The 14,073-nt window shown below is 35.9% G+C and carries 15 protein-coding genes; 2 read left to right on the top strand and 13 right to left on the bottom strand.

Going from position 1 to position 14,073, the window contains the following annotated elements:
- Positions 1 to 33: 33 nt before the first annotated feature.
- The 5 genes from hemW to gpr form a co-directional block, all read right to left on the bottom strand.
- On the bottom strand, positions 34 to 1,191 hold the full coding sequence (hemW, locus tag IEV74_RS01675) for a radical SAM family heme chaperone HemW (protein WP_188453608.1): 1,158 nt from the start codon (positions 1,189 to 1,191) through the stop codon (positions 34 to 36).
- 86 nt (positions 1,192 to 1,277) lie between these two features.
- Positions 1,278 to 3,086 (bottom strand): translation elongation factor 4, encoded by a 1,809-nt coding sequence (gene lepA / locus IEV74_RS01670; RefSeq protein ID WP_188453607.1) that lies wholly within the window; start codon positions 3,084 to 3,086, stop codon positions 1,278 to 1,280.
- Positions 3,087 to 3,229: 143 nt separating this feature from the next.
- Entirely contained in the window at positions 3,230 to 3,556 is a 327-nt protein-coding gene (locus IEV74_RS01665; protein WP_188453606.1) for a hypothetical protein, read from the bottom strand.
- A gap of 3 nt (positions 3,557 to 3,559) precedes the next feature.
- Positions 3,560 to 4,741, bottom strand: coding sequence for a stage II sporulation protein P (gene spoIIP / locus IEV74_RS01660; protein WP_188453605.1), 1,182 nt, complete (start codon positions 4,739 to 4,741; stop codon positions 3,560 to 3,562).
- Positions 4,742 to 4,844: 103 nt separating this feature from the next.
- Positions 4,845 to 5,945, bottom strand: a complete 1,101-nt coding sequence (gpr, locus tag IEV74_RS01655) for a GPR endopeptidase (RefSeq protein WP_188453604.1) — start codon at positions 5,943 to 5,945, stop codon at positions 4,845 to 4,847.
- Positions 5,946 to 6,130: 185 nt separating this feature from the next.
- Between gpr and rpsT the strand changes: the two genes are divergently transcribed.
- Complete coding sequence (gene rpsT / locus IEV74_RS01650) at positions 6,131 to 6,397, top strand: 30S ribosomal protein S20 (protein WP_188453603.1); 267 nt, start codon at positions 6,131 to 6,133, stop codon at positions 6,395 to 6,397.
- 54 nt (positions 6,398 to 6,451) lie between these two features.
- Here the strand turns inward: rpsT and holA are convergent, their stop codons facing one another.
- Entirely contained in the window at positions 6,452 to 7,474 is a 1,023-nt protein-coding gene (gene holA, locus IEV74_RS01645; RefSeq protein ID WP_188453602.1) for a DNA polymerase III subunit delta, read from the bottom strand.
- Between the two features lie 304 nt (positions 7,475 to 7,778).
- On the opposite strand from holA, the gene IEV74_RS01640 reads away from it, so the two are divergent.
- The gene (locus IEV74_RS01640; protein WP_099158565.1) at positions 7,779 to 7,913 is read left to right on the top strand and encodes a YqzM family protein; all 135 of its coding nucleotides are present in this window, start codon (positions 7,779 to 7,781) and stop codon (positions 7,911 to 7,913) included.
- A gap of 121 nt (positions 7,914 to 8,034) precedes the next feature.
- On the opposite strand, the gene IEV74_RS01635 is transcribed toward IEV74_RS01640, so the two are convergent.
- The 7 genes from IEV74_RS01635 to IEV74_RS01605 all read right to left on the bottom strand — a co-directional run bounded on the left by IEV74_RS01635 (position 8,035) and on the right by IEV74_RS01605 (position 14,037).
- Positions 8,035 to 10,320, bottom strand: a complete 2,286-nt coding sequence (locus tag IEV74_RS01635; protein ID WP_188453601.1) for a DNA internalization-related competence protein ComEC/Rec2 — start codon at positions 10,318 to 10,320, stop codon at positions 8,035 to 8,037.
- A gap of 129 nt (positions 10,321 to 10,449) precedes the next feature.
- A complete protein-coding gene (locus tag IEV74_RS01630; protein ID WP_188453600.1) occupies positions 10,450 to 11,013 on the bottom strand; it encodes a ComE operon protein 2 in 564 nt (187 codons plus the stop codon).
- 62 nt (positions 11,014 to 11,075) lie between these two features.
- Positions 11,076 to 11,669 (bottom strand): helix-hairpin-helix domain-containing protein, encoded by a 594-nt coding sequence (locus tag IEV74_RS01625; protein WP_188453599.1) that lies wholly within the window; start codon positions 11,667 to 11,669, stop codon positions 11,076 to 11,078.
- Positions 11,670 to 11,788: 119 nt separating this feature from the next.
- Positions 11,789 to 12,544, bottom strand: coding sequence for a class I SAM-dependent DNA methyltransferase (locus IEV74_RS01620; RefSeq protein ID WP_188453598.1), 756 nt, complete (start codon positions 12,542 to 12,544; stop codon positions 11,789 to 11,791).
- Positions 12,545 to 12,548: 4 nt separating this feature from the next.
- Positions 12,549 to 12,905, bottom strand: a complete 357-nt coding sequence (gene rsfS, locus IEV74_RS01615; RefSeq protein ID WP_188453952.1) for a ribosome silencing factor — start codon at positions 12,903 to 12,905, stop codon at positions 12,549 to 12,551.
- A gap of 3 nt (positions 12,906 to 12,908) precedes the next feature.
- Positions 12,909 to 13,481 (bottom strand): bis(5'-nucleosyl)-tetraphosphatase (symmetrical) YqeK, encoded by a 573-nt coding sequence (gene yqeK, locus IEV74_RS01610; RefSeq protein WP_188453597.1) that lies wholly within the window; start codon positions 13,479 to 13,481, stop codon positions 12,909 to 12,911.
- Positions 13,468 to 14,037, bottom strand: coding sequence for a nicotinate-nucleotide adenylyltransferase (locus tag IEV74_RS01605; RefSeq protein WP_188453596.1), 570 nt, complete (start codon positions 14,035 to 14,037; stop codon positions 13,468 to 13,470). Before IEV74_RS01605 ends, yqeK begins: the two co-directional genes overlap by 14 nt.
- Positions 14,038 to 14,073: the final 36 nt, after the last annotated feature.

Below are 14,073 nucleotides of genomic sequence, written 5' to 3'. Positions count from 1 at the left end.
CTATTAATAAATTATCAAATCCTTATTTCTTTGTCAACGCAGATGGTTTATATCTTCGTCATCCAAAAGGAATTGTTCAAATACTTCATTCCCAAATAAAACTCCCTGATCTGTCAGATGAACAGAATCTGCATTGTTTTGCAACCATCCTTTTTGAACGAGTTTGGATATCTGCTGTTCATATAAGCTGTCTAATTCAAAACCAAATTTATGCTTAAATACAGTTTTATTTATACCTGCTAATTTTCTCAAACCTAAAAATAATTCTTCTTCAATATTTTCCTTAAAACCTATTTTTTCAGTAGATAATATCGGCTTACCGTTTTCCATAGCCTGCTTAACATATGCAGGCAGTGGTCTAATATTTCCTGTTCGCTTACCTGGTAAATAACCATGTGCTCCAGCACCGAACCCATAATAATAATCATTGTTCCAATATGTTAAATTATGTTTACTTTCATATCCCGGTTTAGCAAAATTACTTATTTCATATTGTTCAATGCCATTTTGTTTCATTGTGCGTCTTAGCAAGTCGTACATTTCCACCTCATCTTCCTGTTTCGGACGATGTAACTTCCCTTTTTTAAACCTGTTGTAAAATAAAGTCTTGGGCTCAATCTGAAGCGCATAGGTTGAATAATGCGGCAGATTAAACTGAATTGCTTCATTTAAGGTATGTCTGAAATTATCAACCGTTTGATTTGGAAGTGCATAAATTAAATCAATGCTGATATTGGAAAAGCCATATTTCTGTAAGTGATTAACCGTTGTATAAACATCCTTTATTTTATGCAAGCGTCCAATTTCCTCAAGCATCTTATCATCAAACACCTGAACACCCAGCGAAATTCTGTTTACACCATAGCTTCTAAGCATTTTAATCTTATCGGTGTCGAAATCTCCGGGATTAGCCTCAATAGTGTATTCAGCACAGTTTTCCACATCAAATTTATCTTTAATTGTTTCTAATATAGTTCTTAATTGTTTTATTGTTAAAGCTGTTGGAGTTCCTCCGCCAATAAAAATTGTGTTTACTTTATTATTTTTACCACTTACATTTACATTTATTTCATTTTTAAGAGCCTCCACGTATTCATCAGCAAGCTTTTCGTTATAAAAAAACTTGGTAAAATCGCAATAATGACATATCTGCTGACAAAATGGTATATGAGTATACACAGATTGTATCAATTAAATCCTCTCCTGCTTACTAATTTGACCGCAAAAAGAATAGGGTCAAACAATTTAAGTTTTCCCCCATCCCAGTCACTTTCGTTTTAATCATCATTCATTTGTAATACTGCCATAAATGCCTCTTGCGGAACTTCTACCGATCCTACCATTTTCATCCGCTTTTTACCTTCTTTTTGTTTCTCGAGCAATTTCCGTTTCCGCGAAATGTCCCCACCATAACATTTGGATAAAACGTTTTTCCGCATTGCCTTAATGGTAGAACGTGCAACAATTTTGTTTCCTATTGCTGCTTGAACAGGTACCTCAAATTGCTGTCTAGGTATTAGCTCTTTAAGTTTATCTACAATCTGTTTTCCCCGTTCGTATGAAAAATCACGATGAACAATGAATGATAATGCGTCAATTGTTTCACCATTAAGCAGAATATCCATCTTAACAAGATTAGAAGTACGATATCCTATAAGATCATAATCGAAAGAGGCATAGCCTTTTGTTTGGGATTTCAATTGATCAAAGAAATCATAGACAATCTCTGATAATGGTATATGGTAAAGGACGTTTACACGAATATCATCTAGATACTCCATGTCCACAAATTGACCTCGTTTTTTTTGACAGATTTCCATAACGGTCCCAACATAGTCATTTGGCACCATTATAGTTGCTTTGACATATGGCTCTCGAATTTCTTTAACCATTTGAGGATCGGGCATAACAGAGGGATTATCGACTTCAATCATTTCATCGTTGGTTTTCGCTACTTCATAAATAACACTTGGAGCAGTTGTAATTAAATCAATATTGAATTCCCGCTCGATTCTCTCTTGAATTATTTCCATATGCAATAATCCTAAAAAGCCACAGCGAAAACCAAACCCAAGAGCCTGCGATGTTTCCGCTTCATACTGTAATGAGGAATCATTTAGTTCCAGGCGCTCGAGAGCTTCTCTTAAATCATTGTATTTGTTTGAATCAATTGGATACAAGCCACAAAAAACCATTGGATTTAATTTCTTATAACCTGGTAATGGTGTGTATGCCTGATTGCTGGCCAGTGTTATTGTATCCCCGACACGTGAATCGCCTACATTTTTGATTGATGCTGTCAGATATCCAACATCCCCAACGGTAAGTTCCTTTTTATTTAATGGTTTGGGGGTAAATACTCCGACTTCATTGACCTCAAACTCTTTTCCGGTTGCCATCATTTTGATCTTATCACCAATTTTAACGGAACCCTCTTTCACACATATATAGGCAATAACCCCGCGGTAAGGATCATATAAAGAATCAAAAATTAATGCTTTTAACGGCTCATCATCATCTCCTGGAGGTGCAGGTATAGCTTCAACGATACGTTCAAGAATTTCATTTATTCCAATACCATCCTTCGCCGACGCTAGTATTACATCGTCACCATCAATTCCAATGACATCCTCTAACTCCTTTGTAACACGGTCTGTGTCAGCGTTCGGCAAATCTATTTTATTTATAACCGGGATAATTTCCAAGTCATTATCCAAAGCAAGATAAACATTTGCAAGTGTCTGTGCCTCGATTCCCTGTGCTGCATCCACCACAAGAATAGCTCCTTCACACGCAGCAAGACTTCGCGAAACCTCATATGTAAAATCAACATGCCCCGGGGTATCAATTAAATGAAACGTATACTCTTCCCCGCTTTTGCTTTCATAATGTAACTGTACAGCATTTAATTTAATCGTAATTCCACGTTCACGTTCTAAATCCATAGCATCTAGAAACTGTTCCTTCATTTCACGCTGTGTTAGCGCTTTTGTATTTTCCAAAATACGATCTGCTAACGTAGATTTTCCATGGTCTATGTGGGCAATGATCGAAAAATTCCGGACGTTTTTTTGTTTTTTCACCATCAGTGATGTTCACTCCTACATGTTTAATGCGACATTAACTAGCATTGATTATAGCAATTGCTTACAATACATTCAATCATTAATACGTGTTACCGTACAAAAACCCTTCATCATTAAATAAATAATGATGAAGGGTTTGTGAATTAAAAAAATAGCTCAGCAATCTGATATACAATTAAAACTACCATGTCATAAAACCACTTGATCCCTGTCTCTAGAATGGATGCCATCTTTTGTGTGAATTGGGGAGAGGATTCAGCGCTAATTGTCTGATCACTTACTTTTTCCAAAGAAGCTTCATTATTTTCTATAGTAGTTACTTCTTTTGGTGTTTTTACAACAATCTCTTCTATTTTATTCTCAGAACCACTAGAGCTTCCATCAGCATTTTGACCGCGATCAATCCCAAGAAGCATCCCTGTCAGGAAAAATACTGCCAGCAGCAATAGAATAATAAAGGATCGAACCATTTGCTATCCCTCCTCTGAATCAGCATTTACCTTCTCCGCATCCCAATAGAAATCACTGAATACGTCTGCCAAAGCATCTGCAGAACGATATAGTTCTTCTAGTTTGTTATAAACTCCACCAAATTCAAAAAGCAGTGCATTTTCTGTCAGATCTTGATTATATACACCATTATTGCCCAGACCGCCCCTCGTAACAACGCCTCTGCTTAACCCGGGATATTTTTTTTCTATCATTTTGTGCAGCTTTGTCGCCAAAGCCAAATTCTTCTCATTCGCGTATTCCTCGCCAATCACAATCACAATTCTTCCATAAGTCTTACCATCAATTTCTGCTGTTGTCTTTTCTCTAGCGATAGCATCCCTATGTATATCAAATATATATTGGTAGTCTTTATTTGAACTAATAGCTTCTTGAACAACTGGACGGGACGCAGCATAAGCCTTGGGATATTTCCAATTTTTCTTGTTTAGTATGTTCATGATGTCCGTATGATCTACATTTGTACCAATTCCGTTTGCTTCTAAACCCTTTGCTAGTCTGTCGCTAACCCTGGTAATATTAACTTTTTTATCGTATGCCAAATTCGGATCCGTAACATCAGGTAAATGCGGCATAAATGATTCTGTATTATGTGTATTATATATAAATACTACATCCTTTTCGCCAGTACTGGGGGTGCCTTTCTTATTGCCATTATCCTTTTTCTCAATATCTTCAGGCTCATCCACCACTGCTTCCCGATCCTTCAAGGTTTCTTCAAGCGGTGGAGATGATTCAACCGGTAAATTTGTATAATCTGTCCCTTCACCCGCAACAACGATTTTTGTACCAAATAAAGCAAATCCCGGCAATTCATTTCCAAGCAGACTCGTTGGATCATTTGGCTTAATATTGGTTGCCAAATGAAATAGTGTAGAAGATAGGTTTGGCAGCTTTTCATCTTCAGGAAACGCTTCTTGAAACGCTCTATTTTCCATTCCTAACAAATGCAAAAAGGTGGAACCATTAATCTCACTTGTCCATTCTGTTATTGCATGGGATGAAAACCGATAAGCAGGAGAAACGGTTGTTAAAATGCCAATGACAACAAATAAAATAATGACAGAGATTAAGTATATTCCACCTTTTTTATATAAACGATTTACTATTCGATTCGTGTTCTTGTTATCATTTTTATAGACCATTGTTCCATCCTTTCTGAACTGTCATTGGTAAAATCTATGACGCATATTCAGAAACTAGAACAAAATCTTCTAATTTTTTTAAAATGATAGAACTAATACAAGATTATCGTGAGAATGACTCAAGATTATCGACATCAACTTTTTCATGGAGTGCGGCATTAACACCTGAGGCAATAACATGTGCCATATCTATCATGAAGCCATCAACCTCTTTTGGTGTAACCATTAGATTGTGGCCAATAGGGGTTAATACCTCTTTTATTAATGCCTTTTTATCCTCCTCAGATAGAGTTCCCACAATTCCCATAAACGTTTTTCGTTTCTCTTCGTCAGGTAAATCTGCTTCGTTAAATTCTTTTTTGCCAAAAGCAAATCCTCCTGGTGTCAGGGCTTTAGATGGAGCATCCTGTTCACGGTATTCACGCCCGAAATGCTTTAATATAAAATCAATTGTATCGCTCGTAATTGTAACAGCATCTACCACTGTTGGAACTCCAATTGCTATAACGGGAATTCCCAAAGTATCCTGACTGATTTCTTTTCGCTTATTGCCCACGCCAGATCCCGGATGTATACCTGAGTCAGATAACTGGATTGTTTCGTTAACACGCTCAATTGATCTCGAAGCAAGAGCATCTACCGCTATGACAAAATCCGGATTAAACTTTTCTACAATACCAAAAATAATGTCACTTGTTTCTATACCTGTAACCCCCATCACCCCTGGGGTTACTGCGGCTACTGGTCTGTATCCATCAGCAACAGTCTCATATTGAAGTTTGAATAAATGACTAGTCACGAGGATTTTTTCAACAGTCATTGGTCCAAGTGCGTCGGGAGTGACGTTCCAATTGCCTAAACCGACTATTAAACCAGTAGCATCATTAGGAAGGTTATTTTTCGCTAATAATTGCTCCAATTCTTTTCCTAATAATTTGGCTGCAGATTCCTGTCGTGTCGTGTCCTGTTTTTTAACCCCATCCGCATATATAGTGATATACGTGCCTTTTTTTTTGTTTAAAATCTTTGTACCTTCATCATCAATTTCCACATATGATATTTTAATCCCGTCTTCCTCACGCTCTTTTATCGTTACACCTTTGATATTTTCGTCGTTTTGTTCTTTATTCTTTTCAACATACATATCCTTAGCTTCAATCGCCAAGTCTGTCCGCACCTGAAAATCTGCCTCTTTATTTCCCATAACTGTGCACCCTTTCATGATGAATTTTGTAACACTATCATTATCCATAGACTTCACATTTCCACTAAAAAAAATACAAAATAGCGTATTGCTTCACAAAGCTATTGAAAACAGGTCGTCTGTTTGGTAAAATGACTCTTGTTCACAACTGTAAGATGCAAGTTGTTTGTTTAGGAGGTGAAACAATGGCCAATATTAAATCTGCAATCAAACGTGTAACAGTAAATAATAATAACCGAGTACAAAATCAATCATATAAAACAGATATGCGTTCTCAAATCAAACGTGTTGAAAGTTTTGTTGAGTCAAAAGATATCGAAAATGCTAAAGCTGCTCTAGCAACAGCTGCTAAAAAAATCGATAAAGCTGTCCAAAAAGGAATTATTCATGAAAATAACGGAAACCGTAAAAAGTCCCGTTTAGCACAAAAAGTTAACGAGCTTGGTGCATAATAATTCCGGATAACACAAAACGATCCCAAATCAGGATCGTTTTTTTGTTGCAGCTTATTTCGATTTTATTAAATCGTATAATAGAAGTTCAAAAGCTATTTCCTTTTCCATTTTCCCTTGTTTCATCGTTGCATCTGCCTCTGCTAGCTTGTTCAGAATCTCTTGCAGTGCTATTGTTGTAAACCTCTGCTCCCTGCCCATTGCTACCTTAATTACATATGGATGTGCACCAAGCTGCTTTTGCATTTGCGGTTGACTATATCCTTTTTGTTTTAAAAGTTTGACCCTTAAAATCGTACGAAATTGAAATGCCAGCAGCCCAATAAGTGCTATTGGTTCTTCTTTCATTTTTTCCAGGTCTTTAAAAATGGAAATGGCTTTGCGTAAATCCCTTTCAATCACGGCATCGACAAGCCTTAACGAGGAACTATTAGAAGTATGGGAAATTAAGTTCTCGGCAATATCCCTTGTTACCGTACCGCCTTCCCCAACAAACAGTGCCAATTTGGATATTTCATTTTGCAGCAAGTGAAGATTTGCGGCAAGCTCCATCTCCAGTACATCATATGCATCAGGAGCGATTGTTATCTTTACGTTATCGGTAAGATTCTTAATCCATTTAGAAATATCGTGTTCCTTGATTGGACTGCATACGGCAACTGTTCCATTTTTTTTTAGTAATTTGCTTACTTTTTTTCTCTCATCAATTTTTTCAAATGGTGCGATGATAACAACAACGCTGGATTCTGCAGGTTGTGCGAGATAATTTTGCAATGCCTCTACATCATGTTCAAACGGCAATTTTTCTGATTTTGTTTTTAAAAATGTTGGATTTTGTGCAATAATTAATTTCCTTTCGCCGAAAAATGGATATGTTTCAGCGTCCGTTATTACCTCTTGAATTGGAGTTTCCGCCAAATCATATGCAGATAAATTTTCATAATCGCCGGCAGGCAATACGGCTTTTGTAATTTGCTTTTTTAAATTTTGTATGAAAAAAGCTTCTGTTCCATATAATAAATATACTGGTGAAATTTGTTTATTTTTCACTTGCTTCAACACATCTAAATACGTCATACGATTCACTCCAATTATGTATATATAATATCGTAAAACCATTATAGTGGAATAGCAAGCAAATTTAGAGGGAATTGCTTCCGACAATCCCCTCTAAAATCTATATAAACGCTTAAAACACGGCCCTAGGAAACCACATTTTAAACGATGTTTGTTTACTTATAGATTGACCATTCAAACAAAAACTATAGATGTTAACTCTTTCTAAATATGGAGATGAATAATTAATTATGAACTTTTTCGTTCATAAGTGGATTTTTTGACGCATTTATTTTATACTAAAATGGAACTAGGAGGGGTAGATGTGAACGAATTTGAAAAAGACGTACAATCAAAAAATAATGATGTAGTTGATTCCATGAAAGGTTTTGGTTTTTCCTTTGTATTCTTTGTCCTAATTTTTGCAATTGGTGCTGCTATTAGCGTTATAGGGAAATAATCGAACATCTCTCTGCAATAATTAAACATAGAAGCTTTTGTTTTACCTAAACACATATAATACGATGTATAATAAAGAGACTGATGCTACAGTCTCTTTTTGCGTTATGTTTAATATTAACCTATGGTAAAAACCTCATAAATGTTCCTTGGTCTTTCTCGAATTGATACCGCACTGCACCATCATTATCTGTTCTGAATATGATTACATTTTCTTTTTTTAGTACAGAAATGACGTTATCTGCTGGATGACCGTAGAAATTATTCTCGCCAACAGATATTAGAGCGTATTTAGGATTTATTTGGTCTAGAAATGTTTGGTCTGTTGAAGTGTTACTTCCGTGATGAGAAACTTTAAGAATGTCCACCTTTAAATCTGGGTAATTCTTGATTATTTCTTTTTCCGTTTCCTTTCCGACATCACCGGTAAACAATAACTTATTTCCACCTAATTCCGTGTGTAATACAAGCGAATTATCGTTTGTTGAGTTTTTGTTAGAAATTGGGGAAAGTATGGAAAATAATTGATTTTCAATTATAATTTGTTCACCTCCAGCAACGCGCTCTATTTCAACACCCTTATTTTCCCACATGAATTCTGTAGATTTATCAAGTTGAAAATAATCACTTATTATTACAGTCTCTACCTCCATCTGTTCTATCATAAATGAAACACTTCCAATATGATCAATGTCCTCATGCGACATAAATATGGCATCAATTCTCGAAATGCCTTTGGAATAAAGATAGGGTTTAATTATTTGGTTAAAATTTTTATCTGTCGCCTTATTATCTTCAAAGGAATGTGCTGCACCCGCATCAATAAAAATAACCGCTTTTCTATATGGTAATTCAATGACAAAGGAATCTCCCTGACCTATATCAAGCATTGTAACTGATCCACTTGGCGAAAAATATGGTTTTAAAGAAAGTGCAACTAATAATAGACTAATTCCAGCACCATAGCCAAATGCAAGCTTTAATGATTTAGTTTGCATATAATTCATAAGAAGAATAAATAATGTGTAGTACATAATCGTGCTCCAAATAGATATCGGTCCAATAATCCAAGGAAAGTATGCAATTGAGTCGATATATTGAATAATAGAAAGGGCCAAATTGTTAATATGCACAAAAAATGTATCGATTAGTTGTGTTATAAAACCGGTAAACGATGAAAAAAATAACAGAATAAACATCAATGGTATAACAATTAATGAAAAATATGGGACAACCACTACGTTTAATAAAATGGATAATGGCTGAAATGTATAAAAATACGAAAGCTGAAGAGGGAGGATCATCATTTGTGCCACAAAGCTAATTTTTAGTACTGCAAAAAAGGATCCATTATTTTGCGAGAACCACCGTTTGGATAGAAGTAAACCAAATGTTACTAAGAATGAAAATTGAAATCCAATATTATAGACAATATAGTGATCTTCCAAAATCAGAAGCAGGAACACGATACTTAGAGCATCCGTAACACTGAATTTAACATTAAATTTATTTAACAATATGAATAATACAACCATCGTACTTGCCCGCCAAACTGACGGTTCTCCACCAGCAATAAATGCATAAAATGGCAAAAAGATCACCATTATCCATTGTGCTCTCTCGATTGTAAACAGAGTAGATTTAATCATTATTAAATAAAGCAATGAAATGAATAACCCAACATGTAATCCTGAAATAGCCAAAATGTGCGATAATCCCCAGCGTTGAAACAATTCAACTGTCGATTCGTTTAATGCCGAATCATCGCCAAGCACTAACGCATTAAGCCATGCTCCTGTTTCAGGACTAACATTTTTTTTAACAAGATCAATTAAGCCGCTGCGGATTGTATACAATTTACTTAGTGGTGATGAACCTTTGCAGTCCATATTTTCAAGCGAATCCACAATTAACTGCCAGGAAATTCCTTTAGTTAATAAATAGTTTTGATAATTAAACTGTCCCGGATTAGTGCTGCTGTCCGGAAGTTCTAATTTACCAGTAATTCTGCATGCAGCACCATGTTTTAAGCTTTCATTCTGTTGGTTTGGGAATTGCATTTTCTTGTCTATAAAGTAAATGACGAGGATTTTATTATTGGAAGATTGCTCTAGAAGTTCAAATTCCACTTTTTTTGAGGTTTTGGTTACATTCCCATTAATTTTTCCAGTTACGCTGGCTTCTTCTTCGGGGAGATCGACTAATTGAGGAGAATGTATCGCCGGGATATAGAAGTAAAAAAAGAGGAAGGCGGCCAAGGAGACAATGATTGGTATCCCCCTAAGCCTTTGTCGATAGTGCAAAAATAAAAGCCAAATAAGAAATCCCGCAATAAACCAATCACTAAATGTAACCGTTAAAATACTTATTACAGCCGCAATTGCAGGGAAATGCCAATATCCTTTCACTGAAAACTCACCTTACCATTAGTATTTAATTTTTACTGTTCCTAAAATTATTCTTAAAATCATTAAATGCGAAGTAATTATTCCATTTTAAGGAAAATGCGTAGAAAAAGATATAACATTTACGAATGCTTAAACTTTAAATAAATGTTTTGCTTCTTGTCTAAGCACTCTAACCTGCTCATTGTCGGATCCTGAAGAATCCAATTGGTCTAACAGGTCTTTTACAAATTCTGCTTTTGCTTCATATTCCAAATCAATCGCCAAGTCATTTAATTCCACTTTTTGCGTTTTTACTCCTGCTTCTTTGAATAACTCTTCTGCATATGGATGATTTTTATAATCTGCTGCATAATATACCGTTTGAATTCCGCTTTGGATGATTTGTTTACAGCATTGAAGACAGGGAAAATGGGTTACATATATTTCTGCTCCATCCGTTGGAACGCCAAATTTTGCACATTGCAATAATGCATTCGCCTCTGCATGAACTGTACGAACACAATGTCCATCGATTACATAACAGCCTTCATCAATGCAATGCACACTTCCAGACACGCTCCCATTATATCCACCTGCAATAATACGTTTATCTCTAACTATCGTTGCTCCGACCATTAACCTGGTACAAGTACTTCTTAATGCTAACAAATGACTCTGAGCCATAAAATATTGATCCCAAGAAATCCTTTCCATGTCATAAAGCCCCTTTATTATTCTTTTATTAAGTTTACATTGAGATATTATTTTTCGTCAATTTATGGTACCTGAATATCCTCTTTCAAGTTCTCAAGTGTTTTGGCCCCAATCCCTGGTACATTTAGCAAATCATCAGCTGTTTGGAACAATCCATTTTCCTCACGATACTGAAGAATTGCCTGCGCTTTTGACGGACCAATTCCATTTAAGCTTTCTATTTCTTCTTGTGTGGCATAATTAAGTCTTATTTTTTTGCTTGTATTTTGCCCTTCGCTAGTATTTGACTCTATTTCTCCTATTTTTGGAATCAGAATAATCATTTCGTCTTGAACTTTTTGAGCAAGATTCACCATTGTTTGATCAGCCTGTTCCGTAAAACCTCCTGCCATCTTTATTACATCATTCACACGAGAATCGGAACTTATTTCATATACACCTGGCTTAAGAATTTCACCCTTTACATCTACAATGGCGTAACCTTCATCTTTTTCATCATTTTGGGGAGCAGTTTTTTGAGTATCGATAGTAGAGGTGAAATTGGAAGGAGAATCGGTACTGCCCTTGCTATCATCATTACCTATGAAGAAAAAAATAATGATTCCAGCGCCAATTAATATAAAGAACATACTTTTTTTCAGCAGTTCAACTATCATCGTATCACATCCTTGCCTGAAGTATAAAACGGAGAAAAAATCATAAAACGAGGTATTATATACTATAATTCGACATTAATTTAAAAATTCCTTGTCAAAAAAATTAGATCGGGAAAGTTTTATTTTCCCGATCTTTTTTCACAAACAAAAAAGATTCTTTCTGTCCCATCGTATACACTTTCCTTTTTTAAAGAAAAATCGCCATACAAATTTATATTTTCGAATCCGGCATCTGTTAATAAACTTTTATATACTTCAATAGAATATGTCTGCTGGTGATGTGCTTCCTCAAATCGGGCAAACTTATCCCCATCCGCAACAAAGAACGTTAAGTCATGGTACATTTCACCAATGTCATCACCGGCAGTGCAAAACCAAATATAGGATATATCATCGTTTACATCAGCAAAGGTTTGCTGAACAAAATTGTTTTGAACGTGAAATATCGAATGTACATCAAAAATAAATATCCCTTTAGGCTTTAACATCCCATGTATATTACAAAATACCTTGGATAGCTCTTCAATTGATGTTATATAATTAATCACATCACAATAGCTCACAACCGCATCGAGATTCGTTAATCCTTCCAGCTCCCGTAAATCTTGATGGATCCATTGAATTGTCAAATTTTCCTGACTTGATCGTTGTTGTGCATAGCTCAGCATATCCTCCGAATAGTCTACCCCTATAGTGTCAAAGCCGGCGCCGGCAAGTCGAGTAGTTAATTGGCCAGTTCCACAGCCAAGATCTGCTACATGTTGAATTGTTTTACCAGATTGCCGGAAAATTTCTTCTGTAAAAGCCAGCCATTGATCATAGGGAGCGTCACCCATAAGCTGATCGTACAAATTTGCCATTTGCTGATATGCCATATTGTCAACCTTCTTGCCCAATGCTTAAATCTACCCTGGAGGCATCTCCCCAGAGACGTTCCAAATTGTAGTAGGATCGTTCATCTTTATGAAATACATGACAAACTACATCTCCAGCATCAACTAAAACCCATCTAGCCTGTTCAAAGCCCTCAAGTCGTTTAATGGCTATACCGTTTTCTTCAACAGCATCTTTTATCGCCCTTGCTATTGCTTGAACTTGTCGTTCGTTTGAGCCATGACAAATTAAAAAATAATCCGCAACTAATGATACCTCTTTCATATCTAATGCAATAATATCTTCTGCACGTTTATCATCACACGCTTCTGCAATTGTTTCAATAATCTCCATTGTTTCCATCAATTAGTTACCTCCATTTAAACTTGTCGTTAAATCATTATATGCATGAAAAGTATCTGGATAAATTCGGGATTTATTACCCATCAGAAAATTAATTGTATTTCTTAACGTCAGCCAGCAGGCATGATCTAAATCTACCTGTGCCATTTCACGGACATCCTCAAGCCCAGGGAACGATCTTCCTGGTTCAATATAATCGGCCAAAAAGATTACCTTTTCCAACCCATTCATATGTGCCCTTCCTGTCGTGTGATAATGGATTGCACCTAGTACTTCCCTGTCTGTTACACCATGCTCTTCCATTACCATTACAGCTCCAACAGGCGCATGCCATAATTCATGATGGTATTGTAATAAATCATTCGGCAGAGAACTTGTTAGGATTCGCCTTTTCATTTCATCCAGCGGGCGAAATTTTGCATAATCATGTAAAACTGCGGCAAGCTCAGCTTTTTCCTCGGATATATTATTTTTTTTTGCAAGAATTACAGCAGTTTCAGCAACCCGTAACGTATGTTTAAACCTTTTTTCCGTCAATTGCTGCTGAACAGCTATAACAGCTTCATTTATTTTCATACAGCCTTTTCCCCTTAATGAATGCTTCCACATCTTGCGGAACTAAATATCGGATTGATTTTTTTGTTAAAATGCGGTTCCTTATTAAAGTAGATGAAATATCGATCATCGGTATGTCTATTTTCTGAATCGGATAATCCGTATTTAAATTGTACCCAGTTCGTTTAACCCCAACAAAATTTACAATTTCTATTAAGTCATTAATCCGATTCCAATGTGGTAAATACTCAACCATGTCGGCACCGATAATAAAGTAAAAGTCGATGTCCGGGTATGCATCATTTAAAGCTCTTATCGTATCAAACGTATAGGATTTACCTAAACGCTCAACCTCAATAGTATTTAGTTTAAAAGCTTCGTTATGATCTATTGCCAGGTTAACCATTGCGATTCGATCTAGAGAGCTTGTTCTTGCTTTTTCCTTATGGGGTGGTTCATATGACGGGATAAACCATACCTCATCCAAAAGAAGTGCAATCCTTACTTCTTCGGCAATGACTAAATGTCCTAAGTGAGGAGGATCAAATGTTCCACCCAAAATCCCAACACGTTTCATAACAAACTCCTTTTTCTATTGTGTCAAACATTGCCA

The organism is Virgibacillus oceani (assembly GCF_014638995.1).
Lineage (GTDB): Bacteria > Bacillota > Bacilli > Bacillales > Amphibacillaceae > Virgibacillus_E > Virgibacillus_E oceani.
This window is presented reverse-complemented; position numbering and strand designations above follow the sequence as displayed.

Coding starts and splice junctions, on each gene's coding strand:
- lepA (WP_188453607.1), bottom strand. CDS start 3,086: ATGGTGAAAAAACAAAAAAACGTCCGGAATTTTTCGATCATTGCCCAC.
- IEV74_RS01665 (WP_188453606.1), bottom strand. CDS start 3,556: ATGGTTCGATCCTTTATTATTCTATTGCTGCTGGCAGTATTTTTCCTG.
- spoIIP (WP_188453605.1), bottom strand. CDS start 4,741: ATGGTCTATAAAAATGATAACAAGAACACGAATCGAATAGTAAATCGT.
- gpr (WP_188453604.1), bottom strand. CDS start 5,945: ATGGGAAATAAAGAGGCAGATTTTCAGGTGCGGACAGACTTGGCGATT.
- rpsT (WP_188453603.1), top strand. CDS start 6,131: ATGGCCAATATTAAATCTGCAATCAAACGTGTAACAGTAAATAATAAT.
- holA (WP_188453602.1), bottom strand. CDS start 7,474: ATGACGTATTTAGATGTGTTGAAGCAAGTGAAAAATAAACAAATTTCA.
- IEV74_RS01630 (WP_188453600.1), bottom strand. CDS start 11,013: ATGGAAAGGATTTCTTGGGATCAATATTTTATGGCTCAGAGTCATTTG.
- IEV74_RS01625 (WP_188453599.1), bottom strand. CDS start 11,669: ATGATAGTTGAACTGCTGAAAAAAAGTATGTTCTTTATATTAATTGGC.
- IEV74_RS01620 (WP_188453598.1), bottom strand. CDS start 12,544: ATGGCATATCAGCAAATGGCAAATTTGTACGATCAGCTTATGGGTGAC.
- rsfS (WP_188453952.1), bottom strand. CDS start 12,905: ATGGAAACAATGGAGATTATTGAAACAATTGCAGAAGCGTGTGATGAT.
- yqeK (WP_188453597.1), bottom strand. CDS start 13,481: ATGAAAATAAATGAAGCTGTTATAGCTGTTCAGCAGCAATTGACGGAA.
- IEV74_RS01605 (WP_188453596.1), bottom strand. CDS start 14,037: ATGAAACGTGTTGGGATTTTGGGTGGAACATTTGATCCTCCTCACTTA.